The sequence below is a fragment of the Terrisporobacter othiniensis genome (assembly GCF_000808015.1).
GTDB classification, from domain to species: domain Bacteria; phylum Bacillota; class Clostridia; order Peptostreptococcales; family Peptostreptococcaceae; genus Terrisporobacter; species Terrisporobacter muris.
Genome location: NZ_JWHR01000038.1, coordinates 61,959 through 87,780, shown reverse-complemented (window position 1 = coordinate 87,780; position 25,822 = coordinate 61,959). Strand labels below are relative to the sequence as shown.

General features: G+C 31.3%; 21 protein-coding genes. 1 reads left to right on the top strand and 20 read right to left on the bottom strand.

Annotated features, from left to right (window positions below; all coding sequences use genetic code 11):
- Window positions 1-37: 37 nt before the first annotated feature.
- The 16 genes from gcvH to QX51_RS03355 form a co-directional block, all read right to left on the bottom strand.
- Complete coding sequence (gene gcvH, locus QX51_RS03430) at window positions 38-415, bottom strand: glycine cleavage system protein GcvH (RefSeq protein WP_039678509.1); 378 nt, start codon at window positions 413-415, stop codon at window positions 38-40.
- Between the two features lie 31 nt (window positions 416-446).
- Window positions 447-2,576 carry an acetyl-CoA decarbonylase/synthase complex subunit alpha/beta gene (gene acsB / locus QX51_RS03425; RefSeq protein WP_039678508.1) on the bottom strand — a complete coding sequence of 710 codons (2,130 nt, stop codon included), beginning with the start codon at window positions 2,574-2,576 and terminating at the stop codon, window positions 447-449.
- A gap of 106 nt (window positions 2,577-2,682) precedes the next feature.
- Entirely contained in the window at window positions 2,683-3,498 is an 816-nt protein-coding gene (acsE, locus tag QX51_RS03420) for a carbon monoxide dehydrogenase/acetyl-CoA synthase methytransferase subunit (protein WP_039678507.1), read from the bottom strand.
- Window positions 3,499-3,567: 69 nt separating this feature from the next.
- A complete protein-coding gene (gene acsC, locus QX51_RS03415; RefSeq protein WP_039678506.1) occupies window positions 3,568-4,917 on the bottom strand; it encodes an acetyl-CoA decarbonylase/synthase complex subunit gamma in 1,350 nt (449 codons plus the stop codon).
- 30 nt (window positions 4,918-4,947) lie between these two features.
- Window positions 4,948-5,892, bottom strand: coding sequence for an acetyl-CoA decarbonylase/synthase complex subunit delta (gene acsD / locus QX51_RS03410; RefSeq protein ID WP_039678505.1), 945 nt, complete (start codon window positions 5,890-5,892; stop codon window positions 4,948-4,950).
- Window positions 5,893-5,911: 19 nt separating this feature from the next.
- Window positions 5,912-6,682, bottom strand: a complete 771-nt coding sequence (locus QX51_RS03405) for a carbon monoxide dehydrogenase accessory protein CooC (protein ID WP_039678504.1) — start codon at window positions 6,680-6,682, stop codon at window positions 5,912-5,914.
- Window positions 6,683-6,742: 60 nt separating this feature from the next.
- Entirely contained in the window at window positions 6,743-8,134 is a 1,392-nt protein-coding gene (lpdA, locus tag QX51_RS03400) for a dihydrolipoyl dehydrogenase (protein ID WP_039678503.1), read from the bottom strand.
- 33 nt (window positions 8,135-8,167) lie between these two features.
- Window positions 8,168-9,049 (bottom strand): methylenetetrahydrofolate reductase, encoded by an 882-nt coding sequence (locus tag QX51_RS03395; RefSeq protein WP_039678502.1) that lies wholly within the window; start codon window positions 9,047-9,049, stop codon window positions 8,168-8,170.
- Window positions 9,050-9,079: 30 nt separating this feature from the next.
- On the bottom strand, window positions 9,080-9,754 hold the full coding sequence (locus QX51_RS03390; RefSeq protein WP_039678501.1) for a methylenetetrahydrofolate reductase C-terminal domain-containing protein: 675 nt from the start codon (window positions 9,752-9,754) through the stop codon (window positions 9,080-9,082).
- 48 nt (window positions 9,755-9,802) lie between these two features.
- Window positions 9,803-10,660: a bifunctional 5,10-methylenetetrahydrofolate dehydrogenase/5,10-methenyltetrahydrofolate cyclohydrolase gene (locus QX51_RS03385; protein WP_039678500.1), complete on the bottom strand. Its 858-nt coding sequence runs from the start codon at window positions 10,658-10,660 to the stop codon at window positions 9,803-9,805.
- Between the two features lie 119 nt (window positions 10,661-10,779).
- Complete coding sequence (locus QX51_RS03380) at window positions 10,780-11,412, bottom strand: cyclodeaminase/cyclohydrolase family protein (RefSeq protein WP_039678499.1); 633 nt, start codon at window positions 11,410-11,412, stop codon at window positions 10,780-10,782.
- A gap of 117 nt (window positions 11,413-11,529) precedes the next feature.
- Window positions 11,530-13,206 carry a formate--tetrahydrofolate ligase gene (locus QX51_RS03375; RefSeq protein ID WP_039678498.1) on the bottom strand — a complete coding sequence of 559 codons (1,677 nt, stop codon included), beginning with the start codon at window positions 13,204-13,206 and terminating at the stop codon, window positions 11,530-11,532.
- A gap of 85 nt (window positions 13,207-13,291) precedes the next feature.
- Entirely contained in the window at window positions 13,292-14,077 is a 786-nt protein-coding gene (locus QX51_RS03370) for an ATP-binding protein (protein WP_039678497.1), read from the bottom strand.
- 148 nt (window positions 14,078-14,225) lie between these two features.
- Entirely contained in the window at window positions 14,226-16,187 is a 1,962-nt protein-coding gene (gene cooS, locus QX51_RS03365) for an anaerobic carbon-monoxide dehydrogenase catalytic subunit (RefSeq protein ID WP_074429468.1), read from the bottom strand.
- Window positions 16,188-16,752: 565 nt separating this feature from the next.
- Window positions 16,753-17,901, bottom strand: coding sequence for a tetratricopeptide repeat protein (locus tag QX51_RS03360; RefSeq protein WP_039678496.1), 1,149 nt, complete (start codon window positions 17,899-17,901; stop codon window positions 16,753-16,755).
- Window positions 17,891-19,663 carry a B12-binding domain-containing radical SAM protein gene (locus QX51_RS03355; RefSeq protein WP_039678495.1) on the bottom strand — a complete coding sequence of 591 codons (1,773 nt, stop codon included), beginning with the start codon at window positions 19,661-19,663 and terminating at the stop codon, window positions 17,891-17,893. Before QX51_RS03355 ends, QX51_RS03360 begins: the two co-directional genes overlap by 11 nt.
- 122 nt (window positions 19,664-19,785) lie before the next feature.
- Between QX51_RS03355 and QX51_RS03350 the strand changes: the two genes are divergently transcribed.
- Window positions 19,786-19,986, top strand: a complete 201-nt coding sequence (locus QX51_RS03350) for a hypothetical protein (protein WP_039678494.1) — start codon at window positions 19,786-19,788, stop codon at window positions 19,984-19,986.
- 2 nt (window positions 19,987-19,988) lie between these two features.
- On the opposite strand, the gene QX51_RS03345 is transcribed toward QX51_RS03350, so the two are convergent.
- From QX51_RS03345 to QX51_RS03330, 4 genes are all read right to left on the bottom strand, one after another.
- A complete protein-coding gene (locus QX51_RS03345) occupies window positions 19,989-20,918 on the bottom strand; it encodes a hypothetical protein (RefSeq protein ID WP_039678493.1) in 930 nt (309 codons plus the stop codon).
- Window positions 20,919-21,039: 121 nt separating this feature from the next.
- A complete protein-coding gene (gene argS / locus QX51_RS03340; RefSeq protein ID WP_039678492.1) occupies window positions 21,040-22,740 on the bottom strand; it encodes an arginine--tRNA ligase in 1,701 nt (566 codons plus the stop codon).
- Window positions 22,741-22,832: 92 nt separating this feature from the next.
- Entirely contained in the window at window positions 22,833-23,276 is a 444-nt protein-coding gene (locus QX51_RS03335; protein ID WP_039678491.1) for a 2-thiouracil desulfurase family protein, read from the bottom strand.
- A gap of 21 nt (window positions 23,277-23,297) precedes the next feature.
- Complete coding sequence (locus QX51_RS03330; RefSeq protein ID WP_039678490.1) at window positions 23,298-25,676, bottom strand: endonuclease MutS2; 2,379 nt, start codon at window positions 25,674-25,676, stop codon at window positions 23,298-23,300.
- Window positions 25,677-25,822 lie beyond the last annotated feature (146 nt).

Sequence of the window (25,822 nt, the reverse complement as noted above, 5' to 3'; positions counted from 1 at the left end):
GCTTTCATTTTAATTCAAATTATATGTTAACTATATATTATTCTAAACCTTTTTCGTAGTCTTCTCCACTTAATAAAGTATCTAACTCAGCTGGATCTGACATTTTTACTTTACATATCCATGCATCATATGGAGCTTCATTAACATATTCAGGTTCATCTTCTAATTTATCTTCGTTTATTTCAACTACTACTCCTGAAACTGGAGCTATTAAATCAGAAGCTACTTTAGATGATTCTATAACACCAAAAGACTCATCTTTTGTTAGTTCATCATCTATTTCTGGCATTTCAACGAATAAAACTTCTCCCAATTGTTCTTGAGCAAAGTCACTTACTCCAACAAATGCAAACTCTCCTTCAACTTTTACCCAAGTATGTTTTGGAGAATATTTTAATCCTGCTACTGTACTCATATATATTTCTCCCCCGATATCTTTATTTAAATTACATTATTGGATCCATAGATAAAGCTGGATGTCCTTTTTCTTCAAGGAATGCACAAACTGATTCAGAATCAACTGCTATAGTTTCATCACAAATCATTTCGCTGAAGTTTTCTATTCCAGCCATTTCTTGAACTGTAGCATTTAATTTATCAGCTACGAAATCTTTTAATTCTTTTGGCATCCAAACTATTCTTTCTGGTCCACCTTCAGTATAAGCAAATTTCTTAGAAGATATGAAATGTCTACCATGACCCATGAATCCAGGAGTTTGAACTCCACCACCAGTCATAGAAGCAAGTTCACCGAAAGTCATACCAACTGGAGTAATTCCAGGGAACTCTCTATTTACTATAACTAATCCATTAGCTTCTGGCATGATACCACATATACATTCGAAACATCCACAAGAAGTCATAGGATCTTCCATTATAGAGTAAAGAGTAACACTCTCAACTGCACCTTGAGATATTTCATTTACAGTATCATTAACTGATTGCCAAATACCTTTCTTGTCATCTAAACATTCACCTTTAGCTATTGGTTGGCAAGGTCCTGTTGGATTAAGTTCTTTAGTAGCTTTAGCATCTAACCAAGAAACTGCACCACAAAGTCCTAATCTCTCAGGAGTAACTACACAAACGTGAGCTGGAGCGAATGATTGACACATGTTACAAGAATAGAAGTCTTCAACACTTTCATCAACAAGAGATGCTAATCTGTCATCTCTAGCTTCATATTTAGCTAAAGCTTCAGCTTTTCTTTCATTAACTATTGCTTCATCAGTAATTATAGTAACTTCACACTTATCAACAACAGCTTCGAATTCATCTTTCATCATAGCATACATAACTTCACCTATATGCTCAAGAGTAAATCCTTTTTCAACAGCATCTTTAGATATTCTTACCCAAGACATATCTCTTTGACCAACATGCATTAATCCTTCTATGTAGTTCATGAAGTAGTGGAATCTTCTTTCAAGAACTGGTTCGAAGTCTTCTTGCATTGCTTTACCAGCAACATTAACTACTATAGCAAGTGGTAATCTAGTTACACCATCTGCTAATTTAGCCGGATCTATATTTTCACCTATAACTTCTATTTTATGGTCTTCTACTTCTGCCATAGATTTAGCTATAACTAATTCCCAAGCAGGAGTTTTATTTCCACCGAATTCGTAAGCCATTTCAGATTTTCTTATTCTTTCACCTTCGAAAGCTGCAGCGAATCCAACTGGTATAGGTATTTCAGTAACTTTTATTTTTATGTTTCTAGCTTCTAAAGAAGTAGCAACAAATTTATCGTAATCTCTTTGAGTTAATAAGTTGCAAGGAACTTCAGTAACAACTTGATCAGTTATAACTGGGAATCCAAGTGCTATAGCACCAGCACCACAAGCAACTATTAATTCACTAAGTGGTCCAAATGCATTTACGAATGCAGGAACCCTCTTAGCTGTGTATTCTAATAATTGATTTAAATCTCCTGGAGGAACAGCACCGAATATTAATGCAGCTCTTATAGCAACAGAAACAACATGGATAACTGATGTTACATCATATCCTAGAGGTATAACACGAAGCTCTACACTCATTTTTACTCCAGCCTCTATAGCTTGATCTATAACTTTTCCAACTAAGAAAGTCATTATACCTTTAGATTGATAGTCTTTAACTACTTTTGCTAATGTTTCAGCGTCTGGGCATTCACCTAATACAACTGCAACACCAGGTATATCTCCTGTAACTAATGGTACACCTAAAGATCTGATTATAGGGTCAACTACATGCCCTGCACATGGAGCCTCGTATGGAGCCTCGTTTAAAGCATATTTAACTGCTTCAACTATTTCAGCAGCTAAAGCTGTAGCTAAACCAGCATTTAAAGCTGTTTCAAGTAATGGTTTTTCTACTATTAAAGATTTTACTATTGCTAAAGCACCTTCTAAATCTCCTAAAGTAGCCATTTTTTGACCTGTTGCAGCATATATACATGGAAGAGAATATGCTGTATCTGGGAATGCCACTGGGCATTCTTTACCTTTTTCTGCTATTGCAGTTGTAAGTGCTCCATTTGCTGCATCATATGCTTGATTTGCACCTGTGTAAATTATGTTATATAAATTCACTTTTTACTTCCCCCTTTTATGAATTATATGTTTATATTCAAGCTAGGCATTAATTTTTAATGCCTAGCTATTAAAACCTAATTCTAATTTAAAATTCTAATTTTTATTATCCTTTATAATCAAAAGCTAAGTCTTTTACTTCTAAGTAAGAATCTGCATATAAGTTAGCATTTCTTATTATGTCGCAAGATTTTATAGTTTGCATCAATAATTCATCTAATGGGTTAACTATAGCAGAAGAGAATCCATTAGCCATTGCCATTGCTAACCAGTTACTATCTAGTATAGGTCTTATATGTTTTGGACAACCATTAGAAACGTTAGATAATCCACCAGTAGTTTTTAATCCCATTTCAGTCATTTGTCTTATAGCTTCTAAAACGTCCATTTGTTTATCTTGCATTCCTTTTATAACTAAGCAAAGTGGGTCAAAGTATACATCTGTTTCTGGATCTATTCCAGCCATAGCAGCTGCTTCTATTAACTCAGTACAATATCCCATACGTTGTTCGTTATCAGCAGGTATACCTTCTTTAGCACATAATGCTATTATAGCTGCATCGTATCCTCCAGCAACTTCCATTAAGTGCATTCTATCTCCAGCATCTGCAGAGTTTATGATTGGTTTTCCATGAGTTCTATCATAAACTTTTAATCCAGCTTCTAAAGCTGCAACGTTAGCAGTATCTAGAGCTAGTGGAACATTGTTTAATTCACTTTGAAGTAACTTAACTCCCCATTCCATTATTTCTGCTCCATCTCTTTCTGCTGGTCCTATATTAAAATCTATAACATGAGCTCCTGCATCTAATTGCTCTACAGCTCTTTTTATTATTGGTTCTGGATTTCTTTCAGCTATAGCTTTTCTTATTGGTGGTGCTATACAGTGAATTCTTTCACCTATAATCATAAATTTTTCCATATTAATTTATCCCCCTTAGATTTTATATGTTTATATTTATACGACCTAATTAGTTAAATAAACTTTTATCTATTTCCCATATTTTTCTTTTAAGAATTTTGGAAGTTCCATAGCCTCTGGAGTACCAACTATAACATTCCAATCTGGTAAATTATCTTGTACATCTGCTTGTATAACTGCTACTTTACCTGGTATGATTAAATCTCTACACTTAGTCATATCAGCTATTCCACATTCTTTAACAAAGTTACCTATTACACTACCACCAAATTTACCAGCAGCCCAAGAAGTAAGAACTGAATATCCACCTGCATCAGGTATTACTAACCAGCATGGAACTTTAGATCTTTCAAGTTCACCAGTTACAACGAAGTAAGTTAAGGCAAAGTCAACAGTTACTAAAACTGGAGAGTTTTCATCTGGGTTATTTATTGGATAAATCTTAGTTTCAACTCTCATTGGTTTTTGAGGGTCAGTGAATAAGTTTTGTCTTAAAGCATATAATGGTAATGCTTTAGCATAGCTTATATCATCTATTACTATTATAGAACCATATTTAACTGTGAATGCAGATGATAATGCAACTTCCATCATTTCATCCCCATTAGCTAATTTATTTACGAATACTATAGATGGGTATCCGAAAGTTCTATCTTGTTCTTTTAATGCTATTCTTCTTACTTGAACTGCATTAGTGAAAGTATCTTTTGTATTTTCACCAGTTACATCAAGTATTAATTCTTTATATCCAGCTTTTTGAACTAATTCAACAGTAGAATATAAGTCTTCTAAGCTAGCAGCTTTTAAACCTAAAGCTAAGTTGTCACCTTTAACTACGTCTATCATAGCTTCGTAGTTATCTTTAGTTGCACCAACTACAACTGGGTTTAATCCAGCAAGTTCTGCAACAGCTTCTTTTGCTACTTCAGCATCGTCTACATTTAATATAAATGCAACTTTAGTTTGTTCTTTTAATTTTTTGATTACATTTAAGAAGTTTTCTTTGTTTCCGCTATATGTAACGCAAGCAAATTCAGCCTTCATTATTTCTCCAATTCTTTCATATTCCACTTTATTAATGTTAGCTATTTTAGCTTCTACTTCTTCTTTAGTCATACAGTCACAGAATGCAACAGCATATCTATTTTTACTTACTAAAGTTTTTTCATGTCTAAATAATACAGTTTCTCCACCTATAGTATACTCGTTTTCTCCAGCTCCAACTTTTAAAGTTTTCATTGGAGGTGCTGTAGCCTCTGATAGTTTTTGTATTGCTTCATCAGACATGTGTGGACATTTTTCTACCTCTACTGCTCCACTGGCAACTTTCATAGAGAAAGCCATACAAGTTGGAAATCCACATTCTTTACAGTTTTTCTTTGGTGTTAATTTAAATATATCTAAAGCTTTAAGTGCCATTATTTTATCCCCCTAACCTTACAAATATTATTAAGCTAACTCGCTTACAAATGATTTTATAGTTTTTACTGACTCTGGATGACGAAGTATTACAGCATCAGATCCGCCTACTAAAACAGCTGTAGCAGTAGAAATTTCCATTGCTATACTTCTCTTCTCACTACATCCCCATTCTGGTTGGTCTGCTTCTGTAGCTATAGCTTCTTTAACATGACCAACTTCAAAAGAAACTGGTGTTACTATAGGTATTTGTAATTGCTTGTCATTTTGATTGAAAGCAGCAAGTCTTATTCTATCCATTGTAGATGCAACATACTCATATCCATATCCAACAGCTGAACATCCAACATTCATAACTATATTTTCAGGTTTAACACCTAATTGAGTTAACAAAACATTCATTTGCTTAGCTAAGTTTATATCAACAGCTGATTCTGCACCAACTTTTTGACCATATGCTAGTCCTGCAGCAGCTCCTACTTCTTTGTAGTTATCTTCAACTGCAGATAATATTAAAACATTTTTTCCTTCTAAAGCTTCTGCAACTTTAGCAAATAATTTACCATCTTTTTCAGCAACTCCACATCCTGCAACTACTAAAGGTAAATCTATTGCATCAGCAACTTTTTTAGCCACTTCTGCACATTCTTCAGGAGATTTATCATCAGCGTTAGGATCTGCTCCAACAAATCTTAAGCAAACAAAATCTGCTTCAGTATTATCTTGAACATATTTTGCCCAAGCAGCAGGGTCATTTGCTACATCTTTATACATTTCTTTGTAGCAATCAATCCAACTTTCTGGATATATATCATTTATTTCTATCCCTACTTTTTGAATGTTACCTGTATCACCATCAAAGCTATAGAATGGTAATACATTCTCTCCACCTAGTTTTATAGCTTTTTCTCCTGTTCCTATTACTACTTCACTTATTTTCCCAGAACTCTTTTGAACAGACATTTTAAATGCCATATTTTTTTCCCCCTTAAGCCTATTTTAATTCTAATTTCGCCACTACTTCTTCTATGGCCAATCTAGATTTTGATTCTTTTGGTAATTGTACTAATGGAATACCATCTGAATCATATTTATATATTAATTCATCTAAAGGTACAACACCTAGAAGGTCTAAATTATGTTTAGTAATTTCTTCTTTTACACCAGCATTTAATATTCCATCTGGTACTTTATTTACTATAAGATAGACCTTTCCAACACTTAAATTTAATTCAATAGCTAAGTCTCTAATTCTTGCAACAGCTTGGATACTTCTTCTTGAACAGTCACTAACTAATAATAAAGTGTCTATATGCTTAGTTGTTTTTCTACTTAAATGTTCCATCCCTGCTTCATTATCAGTAATAACATAGTCGTATTGGCCAGAAATCTTCTTAACTTGTTCTCTTAATATTCCATTTACGAAACAATAACATCCTTCGCCTTCAGATCTCCCCATTACTAACAAGTCATATCCGTCTCCTTCTACTAATATAGAATTTAACTTCCATTGTAAAAACTGAGCTTTTGTCATACCTCCAGGAAATGAATCTCCTCTTTTTTCAGTCATATTAGCTTCTTCCCTAATTTGACCTATAGTAGCTTCTACTTCAACCCCTAATACTTCATTAATATTAGCATTGGCATCTGCATCAACTACAAGAATTGGTTTTTTATTTTGTTTTAATAATGTATCAATTAAAAGCCCTGTAAGACTTGTTTTACCAGTTCCACCTTTTCCTGCTACCGCTATGTTATAACTCATTTTAAGATTTCCCCCTTGATATGCCTAAACAGAGCTTTTCTTCTTACTCTGTTTATAAACTTATAAAGATGATGGTACTGAATGAACGCATTCTCCATGAACATCATGTAATGCTTCCATAATACCTTCAGATAAACTTGGATGAGCATGTATTACTTTTCCTACATCCTTAGCTTTTAATCCTAAGCCTACTGCTAGAGATAATTCAGTTAATAAATCTGTACAATGAGGTCCTACTAAAGTAGCTCCTATTATTACATCATCTTTATCAACTAATACTTTGATAAATCCTTGTATTTTTCCTATAGCTTTAGCTTTGCCTAAACCTCTAAAATCAAATTTACCAACGTGATATTCCACACCTTCAGCTTTTAACTCATCTTCAGTTTTACCTACACCTGCAACTTCAGGTTCAGTATAAACACAACTTGGGATAGATTTATAATTAACTGTTTCGCTATTTCCTTTTACTGCATTTTCTGCAGCTACCATACCTTCAGCAGATGCAACGTGTGCAAGCATTGCTCCTGGTATAATATCACCTATAGCATAAACACCTTCTAGATTTGTTTCCATATATTCATTTACTTCTATGAATCCTCTGTCAGTCATTTTAACACCAGCTTCAGCTACACCAGAGTTAGCTAAGTTTGGTTTTCTTCCTGTACAAAGTAATACTACTTCTGCTTCTAAAGATTTGCCATTATTTAAGTTAAGTTTTACTATGTCATCACTAACTTCAAAGCTGTCAGTAGCAACATTACACATAACTTTTATTTTGTCTTTCTTGAATTGTCTTGCAAGAGCTTTAGCACCATCAGAGTCCATTCTTCCTAATATTTGTGGAAGAACTTCTATTATAGTTACTTTAGTTCCTAATGAAGAGTAGAATTGACCTATTTCAGATCCTATAACTCCACCACCTATAATAACCATAGATTTTGGTAATTTTTCTAAACTTAATACTTCATCAGAAGTTATAACATTCTTACCATTGTAAGGCATGAATGGGAATACTGTAGGTATAGATCCGTTAGCTAATATTATTTTATCAGCTTTAACTTCTTCTACACTTCCATCATCTTTAGTAACTTCTATAGTATTTTTATCAATTAGTTTTCCAAATCCATCTATTTTTTTAACTCCTCTTTTATCAAAAAGGAATTGGATTCCAGCTACTAATTCATCTGTTACTTTTTGTTTTCTAGCTACTATAGCTTCAAAATCAGGTTTAATTTCACCTTCTACATTAATACCAAAGTTTTTAGCTTCTTTAACTGTTCTTAATACATCACTAGAAGCTAATAATGCTTTAGTTGGTATACAACCTACATTTAAGCAAGTTCCGCCTAGTTTATTTTTTTCTATTACTGTTACTTCAGCACCAAGCATAGCTGCTTTTAAAGCTGCTACATATCCTCCTGGTCCTCCTCCAATTACTGCAACTTTCATGTTCAATCCCCCATTTAACCTAAAACAAAATTTTTATAATCCTGCTTCATCTAATATTTTTGGAACATTTTCCTCTGCACCAATTGCCATTATATGTACACCATCGCATAAATTTTCTTCTCTAAGTTGTCTAATAAACTCTCCAGCCATCTTAATACCTTCTTGTACATAATTTCCTTTACCAGCTGCCTTCAATCTTTCTATTTGATCATCTGGAACAAATATACCAGGAACATTAGCTGTCATGAACTTAGCCATTCCAGGTGATTTTAATGGAACTATACCAGCTAGGATTTTGCAATCCATATCCTTAGTAAGTTCTCTAAATTTTCTCATGTGCTCTATATCATAAACTGCTTGAGTTTGGAAAAATTTAGCTCCAGCATTTATTTTCTTTTGCATTTTTAATAATTGTACTTCTATTGGAGAATATTCAGGTGTAACACAAGCTCCTAAATAGAAATCTGTTTTACCTTGTAATTCTAATCCTACACTATCTACCCCACTATTTAATGTAGAAGCTGTTTTTAATATACTTACAGAATCTAAATCAAATACTGGTTTAGCTTGTGGGTGGTCACCAACACTTGTATGGTCACCTGTTAAAGCTAATAAATTCGGTATACCAAATACACCAGCAGAAAGCATTTCACCTTCTATTGCTATTCTATTTCTATCTCTACCAGTCATTTGTATAACTGGCTCTAATCCTATATCTTTTAATAATTTACATGTAGCTAGAGAAGTTGCTCTCATTACAGCAGATTGGAAATCTGTTACGTTTGCAGCATGTACTCTTCCCACACACATTTTTGCACATTCTATCAAGTGAGAAAGGTCTGTACCTTTTGGTGGTGCCATTTCTGCAGTTACAGCAAATTCTCCTCTTTCAAATGCTTCTTGTAACTTACTCATGAAAATAATCCCCCTTTATTTACCTAACTTTTAAGCTTCAGCTTCAGCTTTATTATTTGCGTTGTGTCTTCTTGGATTTAATTGTTTAGAATAATCTTTTGGAGCTCTTATTTCTAATAAATTGTCTAGTTGATTTAAATCTCTAAGTCTTTCATAGATTTTTACCCATGCACAATCATTATCTGGGTCAACTTCACATTTACCATTTTTAGCTCCACCACATGCACCATTTATTAATCCTTTAGCACACATAGTAACTGGACAAATTCCTCCAGTCCAACCAAGTTCACATTCTCCACATGCCTTACATGCTTCTTCAAATTGACCAACTCTTTCAACTTCACCTATAAATAAAGTATTATTAGCTGGGTAAACAGGAATATTTTGTTTTTTAGTATTTTTTACAATAGTTTGAGTTCCATCTCCACATGCTAATGACAATATTGCATCAGCATCTTTTAACTCATTTTTTAATGATTTAAATTCTTTTTTACCTAATAACAAGTTACAAGCCGTATCTGGAAGAAGATATCCTAATACTTCTTTTCCTTCAGCTTCTAATAAAGCTTTCATTTCTTGTATTTCAGGTTCACCACCAGTTTTACTAGCAGCTGCACATTGGTTACATCCTACTAATATAACCTTTTTAGCGTCTTTTAAAAATCCTAGTATTTCAGCCATTGGTTTTCTATCAGATATTACCATAGATATTTTCCCCCCAAAGTTTTCTATTTCAAATACATTTATGTCTAACTACTTGTTGTTTTGTTGCTTACATGCTTTTATTACATGTTTAGCAAGTATAGAAGTTGTTACTGAACCAACACCTGCTGGAACTGGAGTTACCATTGATGCTTTTCCTACAACATCATCAGTATCAACATCTCCACAAATTCCTCCACCTTCTGGTTTAGCATTTATACCAACATCTATTACAACTGCCCCCTCTTTAACATAATCAGCTGTAACCATTCTTGCTCTACCAACACCTGCAACTAATACATCTGCATCAGCACAAACTTTTGGTAAATCCTTAGTTTTTGAGTGACAAATTGTAACTGTAGCATTTTCACCAAGTAATAACATAGATACTGGCTTACCTACTACCATCGATCTGCCTAATACAACTACATTAGCCCCTTTTAATGGAACATTATAATGTTTTAATATTTCAACAACTGCTGTAGGAGTACATGGAGGGAATCCAGTTTTATCTCCTTCCATTAACTTTGCAGTATTCATTGGACTAAAACAGTCAACATCCTTTTCTGGTGCTATAATATTTTTTATTACATTTTCATCTATTCCTTCTGGTAATGGTCTAAAAGTTAATATTCCATGTACTGAAGAATCATCATTTAATTTTTGTAATGTTTCTATATATTGATCTTGAGTTGTTCCATCTGGTAACTCAGTTACTTCTGTAGTAATCCCTATTGTTTCACATTTCTTAAGAGCACCTTTTTCATAAGAAAGATCATTAGGTTTGGCTCCAACTCTTAAAATAGCTAATTTAGGTTGTATACCCTCTTTAACTAAAGCTTCACATTCACCTTTTAAGACTTCACTAAGTGCATCTCCAACTGGTTTACCTTTAATAATTTCTCCCACTCTTTTTCTCCTCCCACATTAAAAAGATTACGTTTCTTATTGTCCTCATTTTAATTATATACTTATCTTTTTTTCTTCGCTTTTATATAAATTGTTTTGTTCAAAAATATATTTTTATTTTACCCTAAAGCAACTAATACTTTTTGATATACTTCATCACAAATTTTCACACCTTCTTGAACTAATTGGTTACATTCTTTTTCTATCTTCTCTGCATACTCTCTATCTTTCATTGAATTAACATTAATTATTACATTTAATTGCCCTGATAATATAGCAGCTCTTAAGCATTGAACTCCACATCCTACATCACTTATTGCAAGTTTTGAACCTTTATCAACTAGTTCTTCATGTAGTTTTATAGAGTCGAAACATAATCTCACTATATCCATAGGTACTTCACATGCAACTTTCAAACATTTTTCCATTGTTTCAGTCTTATATTGTTTTTCTTCCTCAGTAGAAGTTGGAAGACCATAAGCTTTTGATAATGGATAAAATCCTTCTGCATCTTTATCTATCATAGATAATAATTCTTCTTCTAATTTTGCTGCTTTATCTAGTATTTCTTGAATAGCTTCTTCATACTGAGCATATTTTTTCTTTCCAGTAGTTAAGTTACAAACCATACTCCCTAGAGCCATTCCTATTGCTCCAGCAAGTGCAGCAGCTCCTCCTCCTCCTGGTACAGCAGCTTTAGAAGCTAATACTTCAATAAAATCTACACAACTTTTTTGTGCCATTTTTTCCATAAAGATTTATGCCTCCTTAAGTTATTCAAGGTTAATTTGAAGGTAGTGCACAAGATAATACTTTGCACTACCTTTTTGTGTTTATATGTTATCCGATTAATTTTTAATTTTTAGAGATTAGAATAATCCTGAGATTACTCCACTTTCATCAACATCTATTCTTTCAGCTGCTGGACGTTTTGGAAGACCTGGCATCTTCATTATTTCTCCAGTAAGAGCAACAACAAATCCTGCACCTGCAGAAACTGTTACTTGTCTAACTGTAATCTTGAATCCAGTTGGTCTACCTAATACATTAAGATCATCAGTTAAAGAATATTGAGTTTTAGCCATACATACTGGCATATTTCCAAATCCTAAACCTTCTAATCTAGTTAATTCTTTTTTAGCTTGTGGAGTAAAGTTTACACCATCAGCTCCATATATCTTAGTAGCTATTGCTTCTATTTTTTCAACTAACGTTAAATCATCTTCATAACAGAATTGGAAGTCATTTGGCTGTTCACAAAGTCTTACTACTTCTTTAGCTAATTCAATTCCGCCTTCTCCACCTTTAGCCCATACTTGAGATAAAGCAACATTAACGCCTAGTTCTTGACATTTAGCTCTAACTAAATCAACTTCTGCTTGTGTATCAGTTGGGAATTCATTTATAGCAACCACTGCTGGTAATTTATAAACTTGAGTTATATTTTCAACGTGTTTTAATAAGTTTGGTATACCTGCTTCAAGAGCAACTAAGTTTTCTTCGTTTAACTTATCTTTTGGAACTCCACCATTGTATTTTAATGCTCTAACTGTAGCAACTATTATAACAGCATCTGGTTTTAAGTTAGCCATTCTACATTTTATATCTAAGAATTTTTCAGCACCAAGGTCAGCACCAAATCCTCCCTCAGTAACAACATAGTCTGCAAAATGCATAGCCATTCTAGTAGCTATAACAGAGTTACATCCATGAGCTATATTAGCAAATGGTCCACCATGTACGAATGCTGGTGTTCCTTCTAAAGTTTGAACTAAGTTTGGTTTTAAAGCATCTTTTAATAATGCAGCCATAGCACCGTTAGCTTTTAATTGCTCAGCAGTTACTGGTTGACCTTCAAAGTTATAACCAACAACTATTCTTCCTAATCTAGCTTTTAAGTCCATGATATCACTTGCTAAACAGAATGCAGCCATAACTTCTGAAGCAACTGTTATATCAAATCCATCTTCTCTTACTATACCATCGGCTCTAGCACCTAAACCATCAACAACATTTCTAAGTTGTCTATCGTTCATGTCAACGCATCTTCTCCAAGTAATAGTTCTACTATCTATTCCAAGTTCATTTCCTTGATGCATGTGGTTATCTAACATTGCAGCTAATAAGTTGTTAGCAGCGCCTATAGCATGGAAGTCACCAGTAAAGTGTAAGTTAATATCTTCCATTGGAACAACTTGTGCATATCCTCCACCAGCAGCTCCACCTTTTATACCGAATACAGGTCCTAAAGAAGGTTCTCTTAATGCAACAAGAACATTTTTACCAAGTTTTTGTAAACCATCAGCAACACCTATAGTAGTAGTAGTTTTACCTTCTCCAGCTGGAGTTGGGTTGATAGCAGTAGTTAATATTAACTTAGATTTTTTTCCACCATTGTCTCTTTTTAGTAAATTGTAATCAACTTTAGCTTTATATTTACCATAAAGCTCTAAATCATCTTCAGTTAAACCTAATTTTTTTCCTATCTCTCTAATATCTAGAGGTTTTGCTTCTTGAGCAATTTCAATATCTGATTTGAATCCCATAACTTATTCCTCCCACAGTTTTATAATAAGCAGTAAAAGTATTCTTTTATGTACTATTACTGTTTTAATCTTATTTCATTAATTTTTAACTGTTATGATTTTTTATTTCAACTAGTCTCTCTTTAATAGCTTTTATTTCAGTTCTAGTTGCTTCACTTATATCGTAAGGAGATTGGTTTGCTCTATCTGAATCAATTACTTGTTGATTATAATGAATAAATCCTAAAGCTTCTCCATCTTCAAGATTGCTCTTTATAAACTCAATATCTTGATCATCTCTCATTTTATTTCCAACTACATATACTTTCTTTACGCCTATATCATTGCCAAGTTTTTTAACTTTTCTATATGTTTGTAAACTTCTTTCACCAGGTTCAACTACTACTATAAATGCATCAACCCCTTGAGCCGTACCCCTTCCTAAATGTTCTATTCCTGCCTCCATATCCATTACAACAACATCATTGCTTTGTAATATTAGATGTGAACATAACCTTTTTAATAGGACATGCTCTGGACACACGCATCCAGTTCCACCTGTATCTACAGTACCCAATGTTAGCAATCCTACACCATTATGTTCTTTACAATACTTTTCTGGAATATCATCTACTTTTGGATTTAGTTTGAACATTTTGTTAAAAGTACCTTCACTAGTTGCAGTTCTTTCTGATACTAATTTTTTCATTTCAGATATTGGTACAATTGATTCATAAACATCCTTCGGAAAACCTAATGCTAAGGCTAGATTGGCATCTGGGTCTGCATCAACAGCCACAACTCTAAAACCTTCATCTGCAAACATTCTTGCTATCATTGAGGAAAAAGTTGTTTTGCCTACTCCACCTTTTCCTGTTATTGCTATTTTCATATTCTCCTTCATCTCCCGTCCTTAGTGTATTGTCTTAAAATTGAATAAAAAGCCAATTTTCTTACATAAATAATATACAGTTAGTTTATTGCTAACATCTGATTAACAATAAACTAACCTTTGTTAACTAAGTATTCTAAAAAATTTATTATTCAGCTGCTACTTCAGCTAATCTTTTATTTAAAACTTTTTCTTGATATAAAGCTTCGAATGCTGGACGTTTAGCTTCTATATCATCCATTATCATCTTAGCTAATTCTACTGGATTTTCATTTACATAGAAACAAGCTCCCACTTGATCTTTTAATCCACCACATAATAATTCAACTGCTCTATCTGATCCTGTAACTGGAGGCATTACACCTAAGAATGTATCTATACCTGAACCAACAACATAAGTACCTATAGCTATAGCTTTTTCAGACATCCATTCTGGAGCACAACCAGCAACTGGTAAATCACTTATATCCATATCGCAAGCATTTGCAACTATTGAACAAACATTCAGTATACGAGAGTTATCAACGCAAGATCCTAAATGTATAACTGGTGGTATATCAACTAATTCACAAACAGTTGCTAAACCTTTTCCTGCATACTTAGGAGCATTTTCTTTTAGCATTAAGCCATTCTTACAAGCTGCAGAAGCACCGCATCCTGTAGTTACTACTAAGAAATCATTTTTAATTAACTCTTTTATTATAGTTAAATGATTGTAGTTAGATGGTGTTTTAGCATTGTTACATCCAACAACACCAACAACCCCTCTTATTACACCAGATGCTAATACATCTACTAATGGTTTTATGCTATCCATTTCATCTATTTGAGTATTAACAACATTATTTAATTGACCTACTATAGCTTCTTCAGCATATCCAACCATACCTTCTGATTTTAAATCTGGAACTAAAACCTTAGAAGCATCTCTATTTTTAAAGTTTAATATAGCTTCTCTAACTATTGTTTTAGCATCTTCCATAGCTGTTTCCTCATGGAATTCCATGTAAGTAGATCCAGTTATTTTAGCTTTTGGAGATGTAGTTATAAATTTAGTATGATAATGAGTAGATACCTCAGCCATTGCTGGGAATATACATTGTACGTCAACTATCATAGCTTCAACAGCACCAGTTATTACAGCTAATTCTTGTTGATGGAAATCACCAGCTATTTTAACACCATGTCTCATTGTTAATTCATTACCTGTACAGCATATACCTGATAAAGTTATTCCATCAGCTCCAACTTCTTTAGCTAATTCTTGCATTTCTGGTAATTCAGATGCTGCAACTATCATCTCTGATAATGTAGGCTCATGTCCATGTAATATTATATTTACATTATTTCCTGCTAATACATTTAAGTTAGCTTCTGTATGAACTGGTTTTGGAGTTCCAAATAATATGTCAGATAACATTGTACCTATCATAGATCCTCCCCATCCATCTGCCAAAGAACATCTCAATGACATATGTATTAGAGAATCTAAATCAGCTGTACATCCTACATGAGTTGAATGCATTACTGTAGCTATTTCTCTATCTATAGCTCTTGGCTCTATTCCTAGGTTATGCCATATTTCTTGTCTTACTTTTGGAGCTCTCTTTAATAGCTTTGATACACCAAATGGTTTACCAAATTCCATTAAACATACTTCAGCTACTTCATGAGCTAGTTCATATATATCTTTACCTTCAGGATCAACATCCATGAATTTAGCGAATTCTACTAATTTTTGAGGTTCTTTTACTTGATAATCCCCACCAGGAGCAGTTAATGCTAATGTATGAGCTATATCTCTGGCATGGTCTGAATGGGCAGCAGTACCTGCAGCAGCCATTCTAGCAAAGTTTCTACCAACTATTGTATGTTGGTCAGCTCCGCAAAGTCCTCTTGGAGTTTTTGCACTTATTCTACATGGTCCCATACCACAGTTTCTACAACATACACCTTGAAGACCAAAACCACATTGAACTTTGTATCCTAATTTTCTTTTATACATAGTTTCAACGCCATCTTTTTCAGCCTTTTCTATTAATACCTTACTGTTTAAGTCAACTGTCATATCTTGCATTTGCTCAAGAACGTTAATATCTTTTTTTTCCATATTCTTTTTCCCCTCTTTGTATTTTTTTAACCCTAATTTTGAAATCACAAAAAGATGCCTTAAGTATATATTCAATATATTTTTAAAAATATATTATAAACAAAATTATTAGGAGATTGTCCTATTAATTTAAAAAAATTAATTTTTTCACAAGCATAGACACAATTTGCTATATTCATATAACATTAAACGCATAACTGTCTACCGCTCTTATGTAATTTTAAAAAGATCGTTCCTTGTAATTTAATTATTTGAATTTGTTTTGTCGATGGAAATTTAGGTCAGAATAATATAAGATTAGATTTGTTATAATTTATTTTCCATTTTTTTCTATTAGTCACTTTAATTAGATTATATAATAAATTACTTGAATTGTATACCGATTTATATTTCAAAAATCGTATTTATAATAATTCTTTTTTTAATTTCTTTTATAGAATAATAACTTTTTCTTTTTCATAAATATTTCTTATACTCAAAAAACCATAGTATACGATGATTTACACCTAACTATGGCCTTTTAATATAAGCTAATATAAATTTTTTTAAAATATACTTTTTTTAATTAATCAACTCTGTAATTATTTAATTCCCTCATGCATGCAATTGTTATTTCATCTTCTGGATTTAACTCATAAGCTCTTTCTATATAGTAAATGGCATCATCAATGTCTCCTGCATTTAAATATGCCATTCCTAAATTACAAAGAATTTCTGGATCTTCTTTTATTTTAGCTGCTTGCTCTAATAGTTCTATAGCTCTATCCATATTAAATGATGAAGCTTCACATAATGCAAGTTCAACTAAAGTATCTACTTGTTTCGGTCTTATTATTAGTACTTTTTCAAAATAAAGCATTGCTTTATCCATTTCGCCCATATTTTTATAAGCTATACCAATTATAAATAGTAAATTCCACCAATCACTATATTCTTCTTCTAGTGGCAATAATTTTTCAAGTCCTTCTTCAAATTTCCCTTGGAATACTAAAGAATATCCTTCTTCATATTGTACTTTATAATCCATCTTACCTAAGTTTTCTTGTATTTCAGCTATTGTATCTTCATCTAATTCTAGCCTCATAGCTTCTTCCCATATAACCTTAGCTTTAATATATTGGCTTTGATTATAATAATGATATCCTAGATGGTAATATGCTATGGCAAAGTTTTCATCCATATTAATTATCTTTTCAAGTTTTTCTCCTGCTTCTATTAAAAATGTATTCATTGCCTTTGCATCACCATCTTTTTGGTAAGATGTCGCTACTTCTTGACATACAATAGCGTAATTATACAGTCCTTCAATATCATTCGGATATAATGTAATTAGAGCTTTAATATAAATTAATGCATCTGTACATTCTCCAAGTTCAAAATATTTTCTAGACATATATCCAGCATAAGATCTTACTTCAAATTTTACTTTTTTCTCAAGCGCACTTAAGAATTTTTTATACTCTTCGTTGTATTTAAACTCTGGGTCAATACCTATTATATAAATCATTGCATCTGCTATAGACATTGAGTTTAGTCCTTCTTGTGCTGTTTTTTCTTTTATTCCTTTTACAAGAACCTCATTTTTTATAGGTACATTTAATCCGTCTTTTGGTATTTCATAGCCATCTAAATGAAAATCTCCATCTTTTCTTACAGTTATAAATGCAAGTTCTTCGGTTTTTCTAAGTAAATATTTATCTATTTTAAACTTCATATTCTTCTCCTATCTTTACAGTATAAGTTTTTGACTTATCAAATACTTTATTAGTATTATAGTCAAATAGTATTACAGTTTGTTCTTTTTTTAACTTAACACTAATATCTTCTTTTAATCTTAAGATATCATATTTAAATGGTTCAAAATGAATATATTTTAAGATATATTTTGTTGGTGTATCTGCAAACTCTGGCAAGTATTTTTTAAGATTATCCACATTATGTAGAAAATCATGACACCTACTCTTAAAATTACTTATTTCTATTTTGTTGAAAATAGGTGGAACTGTTGATATTTTTCCTAAAGATAAATAATCATATTTCACTATTTCACTAAATAAGTCATTTTCTTCATTAATTTTTTCACTGTAGAAATCTAATAGTATTTTATATAATTTATTTTTACCTTGTGCCATGTGGAAATATCCCATATCTTCGAAATATGTTGAAAATTCTTCAAAGAATTTAAATGGACTTTCACTATAGTAATTTTTAATTATATATTCTAAAGAAAGTGGGAAATTATTAGAATTATAATACGTTTCTAATATCTCTTCTATATCTTTAATCTTTAGCATTTCATCATAGCTTATAAAATCATTAAATAAAACTTCGTATGGCGCATAGTCCTTAAATCTATATCCGTATTTTTCCGCACTATATCTCATTCCAGTTCCTTTAATCATCTTTAAGAACCCAAGTTGCAATTGCTCTATACCTAAATTAAATACATCATTAAATGACTGTTCAAATCTTCCATATCCTTCATATGGAAGGCCTGCTATTAAATCTAAATGTTGATGTATATTTCTAAATGATTTTATAGTTTTTACAACATAAGACAACTTTTCAAAATCATCTCTTCTTCCAACCGCATCTAAAGTTTTTTGATTAGTACTTTGAACACCTATTTCAAACTGGAATAATCCTTCTTTACAATTTTTTAGGAAGTTTAGCATATCATCATCTAATAAATGAGCTGTAACTTCAAAATGGTATGTAGTGTATCCATTATCATTTTCCATTAAGAAATTCATTATTTCCTTAGCAAATTTTTTATTTGCATTAAAAGTTCTATCTATAAATTTAATTTGTGATACTCTTGCATCTATAAGATTTTTTAAATCTCTTTTTACCCTATCAGTACTAAAATATCTAAGCCCTTTTATAGCTGATGATAAACAATATTGACAGTTAAATGGACACCCCCTAGATGTTTCATAATAAACTATTCTATTTTCATATTCCTTTACATCTAAGTTTTCATATGGACTTGGTATTTCATCTAGATTTTGTAGTAATTCCATTTCTTCATTTGCTACGATTTTTCCGTCTTTTCTATATACAATCCCTTTTACATCTTCTAAGTTTTTGTTACCTAAAAAATATTGAACTAAATCTCTAAATACTAGTTCACCTTCGCCACATAGTATATAATCTAAAAATTCATATCTTTCCATAGCATTCTCACTATCATAAGTAACTTCTGGACCACCTAGTCCTATCATTATTTCTGGCTTAACTTTTTTTAAGTTATCACATAGCTTTACTATGTCATAAATGTTCCATATATATGTTGAAAAGAATACTGCATCATAATTATTCTTGTATATATCTTTTAAAATATAATCTAACTGGTTATTAATTGTATATTCTCTAATGTCTACATCAACTAAATCTTTTACACTTTCTTTCAGGTATCTTATTGCTAAATTCGTATGAATAAACTTTGAATTTAACGTAGTTAATAATATTTTCAAATATTTCACTCCTTTTTAAATTTATACTATGTTTTTATATGGTTTTTAAGTTAAAATAATATAGTAGGGTAAATATTTCAAAACTATACTAAAATCAACAATTTAGAAAGGATGTATTTATTATGGAATCTATTGATCAAGTATCTATAAATGATTTATCAAAAAGAGATTTATTATTATTGATCAAAGCTCTTGAATTTACTGGGGAGAATACTAAACTTGATGAATTTATAAATCTCAAAAATAATATTGTAAAAGAATTATGTTTTTTAACTGAAACTACTGAACAAGAATTTATTAGCTATTTAGAACAAAATAGTTAATTTTATGCTTTTTTAAATTTAAAATTATATTCACCGGATTTGGATTTAACCTTTAGATGAAGAATATTGTCTTCTAATTCTTTTGATACAATATTTATCTTATTTAATATGGCATCTGAGACAACTTCTCCTTCATTGTATTTAATTAAATTTCTCGGATCTGAATTTAAATTATAAGTTTTTTTGTTAATTACATATTTCCTTAGTTTTATTATGTAATGAGACATTTGCTCAAGAAAATCTATATTGTCCGTATTTAGATTTGCTTCTTCGCCCAATATTGATAATATAGATTTTTTTATGCTTAAAACTCCTATATTGCTTACATCTTTTTCTTCTATATAAACATCATATATAGCATTTAATAAATTTTTTATTATTTTTCCGTCCTCATAATTGTCTATTTTTAAATCTATATAATTATCAATTAATTGTATCGCATTGATTCTAGCCATTTGAAATTTTATCATATTTAGCTTTTCTAACTCAATGGAAAATCCTATAATTTTTTCCTTTAATAATTGCAGTAATTGTCCATACTCTATATTTTTATCCTCCAAAATATAATGTATCAATGCATTATACATTAGCGCACCTATAATATATTCAAATAAATGCTCCTCTTTTTTAAAGTATTTAATATACTTTTGGATTAAACTTATTACCTCATCCTCTGACTTTTGAATATTAGTATTTGCAAGTATTAATGGTAGTAGAATGTTTAGTATATCATCATAATCTGGTTTTGTCCCATAGAAATTATAATATCTTAATTCATCTTTTAATCTATTATTATCTATGTACACATATCTTTGAATTTTGTCATCAATCAAACACTTAGTATTAATAATGATTAAATCTTGTAATCCTTTTTTCTCATCATTAATGTTAAAAGAATTTAGATAAGAATTTCTTATTAAATTTTCTTTCATAAATTAACTCCCTTATAAGTCTTTTACTTAGTATTTTTATCAATTTTATTACCTTGTATTCAGATGCTTGTTTGTAAAATCAAAAATAGCAGCTAAAAGCTGCCATTTTTAATGTGAATTTTTACATTCTTTCTGGTGCATGCATTCCTAATATTGCTAATCCATTTTCTAATGTTTGTCTTGTTACAGCAACTAGAGCAAGTCTTGCTTTTCTAATTTCTGAATCTTCAACTATTATTGGGTTGTCATGATAGAATTTATTAAATGATTGAGCTAAATCTAGTACAAATCTTGTAACTATGTGCGGCTCATTTCTTCTCATTGCAGAAACTATTGCTTTATTAAATGATCCGATTACTTTTAATACTTCTGCAGCATCACCACCTGATAATAATTCATAATTTATATCTGCAGTTACTTCTTCGTTAGCTTTTCTTAAAACTGCACAACATCTAGCATGAGTATATTGAACATAAGGTCCAGTTTCACCCTCGAAACTTAAAGTTCTTTCCCATGAGAATGTATAGTCTTTTATTCTACTATTTGATAACTCTTGGAATACTACAGCTCCAACACCAACTTGCTTAGATATTTCATCTACATTTTTAGCATCTGGATTTTTAGAAAGTACAGTTTCTTTAGTTTTTTCTATAGCTTGTTTTAAAACATCCTCTAAGAATACTACTCTACCTTTTCTTGTAGACATTGTTCCTTCTTCTAAAGCAACCATACCAAATGGAGTATGTACTAAGTCTTTTGACCATTCAAATCCCATAAGCTCTAATACTTTAAATAGCTGTTGGAAATGTAGAGCTTGTTGAGAACCAACTACATATATACATTTTTCAAAATCATAAGTATTTTTTCTATAGATTGCTGCCGCTAAATCTCTTGTCATATATAATGTTGAACCATCATTTTTAGTTATAAGAGCTGGTGGCATATTATATTCTTCTAAATCAACAATATTTGTTCCTTGAGATTGCTTTAATAATCCTTTTTCTTTTATTTGCTCTATTACAGTGTCCATCTTATCTGAGTAGAAAGATTCTCCTGCATAAGAATCAAACTCTATGTCTAATAAATCATATACTCTAGCAAATTCTTTTAAACTTTCGTCTCTGAACCATTGCCATAATGACTTCGCTTCTTCATCACCATTTTCTAATTTTGTAAACCAAGCTCTAGCTTCATCTTCCATTTCTGGTTTCTTTTCAGCTTCATCATGGAATTGTATGTATAGTTTTAATAACTCTGGTATTGGATTAGCTTCTACAGCTTCTTTGTTTCCCCAAAGTTTAAATGCAACTATAAGTTTACCAAATTGAGTTCCATAGTCTCCTAAATGGTTGACTCTTATTACATTATATCCTTGAGAGTCATATATTTTGTATAGAGCATTACCTATAACAGTAGTTCTTATATGTCCTATATGGAAAGGCTTAGCTATATTAGGAGATGAGAAATCTATTACTACAGCTTTATCTTGTCCTAAATCGCTATGTCCGTAATTTTCTTTTTTAGTTAAAACATCTTTTATTACACTCTCAGCTAATTGAGATTTGTTTACAAAGAAGTTCACATATCCACCAAGTGGCATCACTTTTGATATTTCACCCTTAGCTTCTATAGTTTCAGCTAAATCAGCAGCTATCATGTTAGGAGCTTTTCTGAATACCTTCGCTAATTTAAAGCATGGAAAAGCATAATCCCCCATTTCTTTATTTGGTGGCACTTCAATTAGTGCTACTATTTCTTCTAAAGTTAAGTCTTCTATTTTCTCTTTAAGACAGTTCGCTATCGCTATTTTAAAATCTTGCATTATATTCTCCTCTCTACATCATCATTCTTCTATGTTAAATTAAATTTTACATTTTTTCAAGTTATTCATATTGTTATAGTTTCAAATATATATTATAACTCTTTTTCACTAAAAACTTCTATATTATTTTCATTAAATAAAGCTGCTGTTACACCCATGCCAGAAATTTTCTTACCTGTGAAAGTTCCATCATATATTAAATTGCATCCACAGGATGGGCTACCTTCCTTAAGAAGAGCTTGCTTGCAATTGAATATTTTAGCAATATTCAAACTTTCCTTTGCTCCCTTAACAAAATTTTCTGTTACATCTTTATTTTCACAACTTATTACCTTACTATTTCCAATTAAAACTTCTTTTCCGCCTGCTTGGTTTATTTCAGATGGTTTTCTTGGTGTAGTTAGCCCTCCTAATTGTTCTGGACAAATAATGATATATTGTTTATCTTTTAAAAATTCTTTCACTTTGTCATTATCATTATTCCCCCCATTGTATTTACAATTCACTCCAACTAAGCATGCTGACACTATCATCAATTATACCATCTCCTTAATTCATTATCTTATTTCAACAATAGTTACTCCCATTCCACCTTCACCATATTGTCCAGGTCTTTGAGATTTAACATGTTTATTTTTCTTAAGCACATCTTGAAGTCCTTTTTTTAGAACTCCCGTACCAACTCCGTGTATTATTGTAACAGTTTCAAGCCCTGCAACACAAGCATCGTCTAAATATTTATCTACTTCAACAATAGCTTCTTCTAAATTCAGTCCTCTTAGGTCAACTTCACTCTTAACACTACCTGACTTAGAGCTGATAATTTGTCTTGTTGATTTAGTTACTATTGATTTTTTCTCTTTCTGTGCTATTTGTAATGCTTTAAATGGAAGTGTCATTTTCATTATACCCATTTGTACAACAGCTTCTTTTTTCTTTTTATCAACTGATACTACTGTACCCTCTTGATTTAAAGTTATAACCTTTACTTCATCTCCTGATTTTAAATCCTTTATCTCTTTATTAGAAACCTTCGGAACTATCATACTTTTTACTGATGGTTGTAAGTTACCCATAGAGTCTGCAAGTTCTTTTCTTAAAGCCTCTATTTTCTTGTTCTTCTCCTTAGAAGCCATTTCCATTTCCATATTTCTAAGTTCTTTCAGAATATTATCTGCTTCTTCTTTCGCTTGTCTTGTTATACTAAAAGCTTCTGATCTAGCTTTTTCCATCATTTTTTCTCTTGATACATTTAATTTTTCAAGTTTTCTATCATATTCAGCTTTAACATATTCTATTTCTTTTTTAAGTTGCTCTGCCTCTGCTCTTTCTTCTTCAGCTTTTATTCTATTTTTCTCCACATTTTGAAGAACATCTTCCAACTCTATATTATCTGTATTTATGAATTCTTTTGCCCTATCAATTATATAGTCTCTAAGTCCTAACTTTCTTGATATTTCAAAGGCATTTGATTTACCTGGTACTCCAATTAATAACTTATAAGTAGGACTTAATGTATTAACATCAAATTCTACAGCTGCATTTTCTACTCTATCTTTTGTCAGTGCATAATTTTTAAGCTCACTGTAGTGAGTAGTTGCAATACATTTTGCTCCTGCCATATTCACATCTTCTAATATGGCTATTGCAAGGGCAGCTCCTTCAACAGGGTCAGTCCCAGCTCCAAGCTCATCAAATATTACTAAAGAATCAGAGTTTACTTCATTTAATATTCCTACTATTTTTGTCATATGTGATGAAAATGTAGATAAACTCTGTTCTATACTTTGCTCATCTCCAATATCAGCAAAAACATTATCATATACACACATACTACTTCCATAATCTGCAGGTATGTGTAGGCCACTTTGAGTCATTAATGCAAATAGTCCAATAGTTTTTATTGTAACTGTTTTACCACCTGTATTAGGGCCTGTTATAACTAATGTATCAAAGTCTTCTCCTAAGTAAATGTTATTAGGCACAACTTTATCTGCATCTAACAATGGGTGACGTCCATTTTTTATATTTATATTTTTTTCTTCATTTAATATTGGTTCTATTGCCTTCATGGATAAAGATAATTTTCCCTTTGCAAAAGCAAAGTCTAACTTACCAAGTATAACTTGATTAGATAAAATATCTCCTGCAACTTCACCTACTAATTTTGTTAGCTCTGTTAAAATTCTTTCTATCTCTTCTTGTTCATCTAATTTTAACTTTCTCAGTTCATTATTCATTTCAACAATACTCATTGGCTCAATAAATAATGTAGCTCCAGATGAACTTTGATCGTGTATTATACCTGAAACCTGTGATCTATATTCAGCCTTTACAGGTACAACAAATCGATCCCCTCTAACAGAAATAATTGCATCTTGTAAATATTTTTGATATGTAGTCGATGATATTATTGAGTTTAGTTTAGTTCTAATCGATTGATTTTTTTGCAATATTCCTCTTCTTATACTCCTTAAAGTAGGAGACGCATTATCTGATATCTCAATTTCACTAATTATTGCATTATTAATTTCTTCTTCTATATCTCTATATACATATAAAGAATCTGATAAAGATTGTATCATTGGATAATTAAAGTCTTCCTCTTCTCCTGGAGTCAAACTTCTTTTTAGATTCCTAGCAGCTCTCAGATTATCACTTATCTTTAATAAACTTCCAGGATCTAATACTGCACCTATTTCAGCTCTCTTAACACTATCTGATACATCTTGTATACCACCTAAGTTTACATGGCCTCTTTTGATAAGAATTCCCTGTGCTTCACTAGTTTCTTCTAACATATCTTTTACTTCTTTATAATCAGGTTTTGGTGTTAGTTCTTCAATATATTTTAAACCTAAAGAAGATGAGGCTTTTGTTGCTAATAAATCAATAATTTTATTGTACTCTAAGACTCTTAATGATTTTTGATCCATACTTCCTCCTCTTTTTTATCTATTTATTCAAATTTAGTATATAATTTCTACTATTTAGTTTTTTTTTTCGAAAATGTATTATAATACTAGTAGACTAAATAATATTATACATTAGCATATTATATTTTAACATATAATACAGCTTT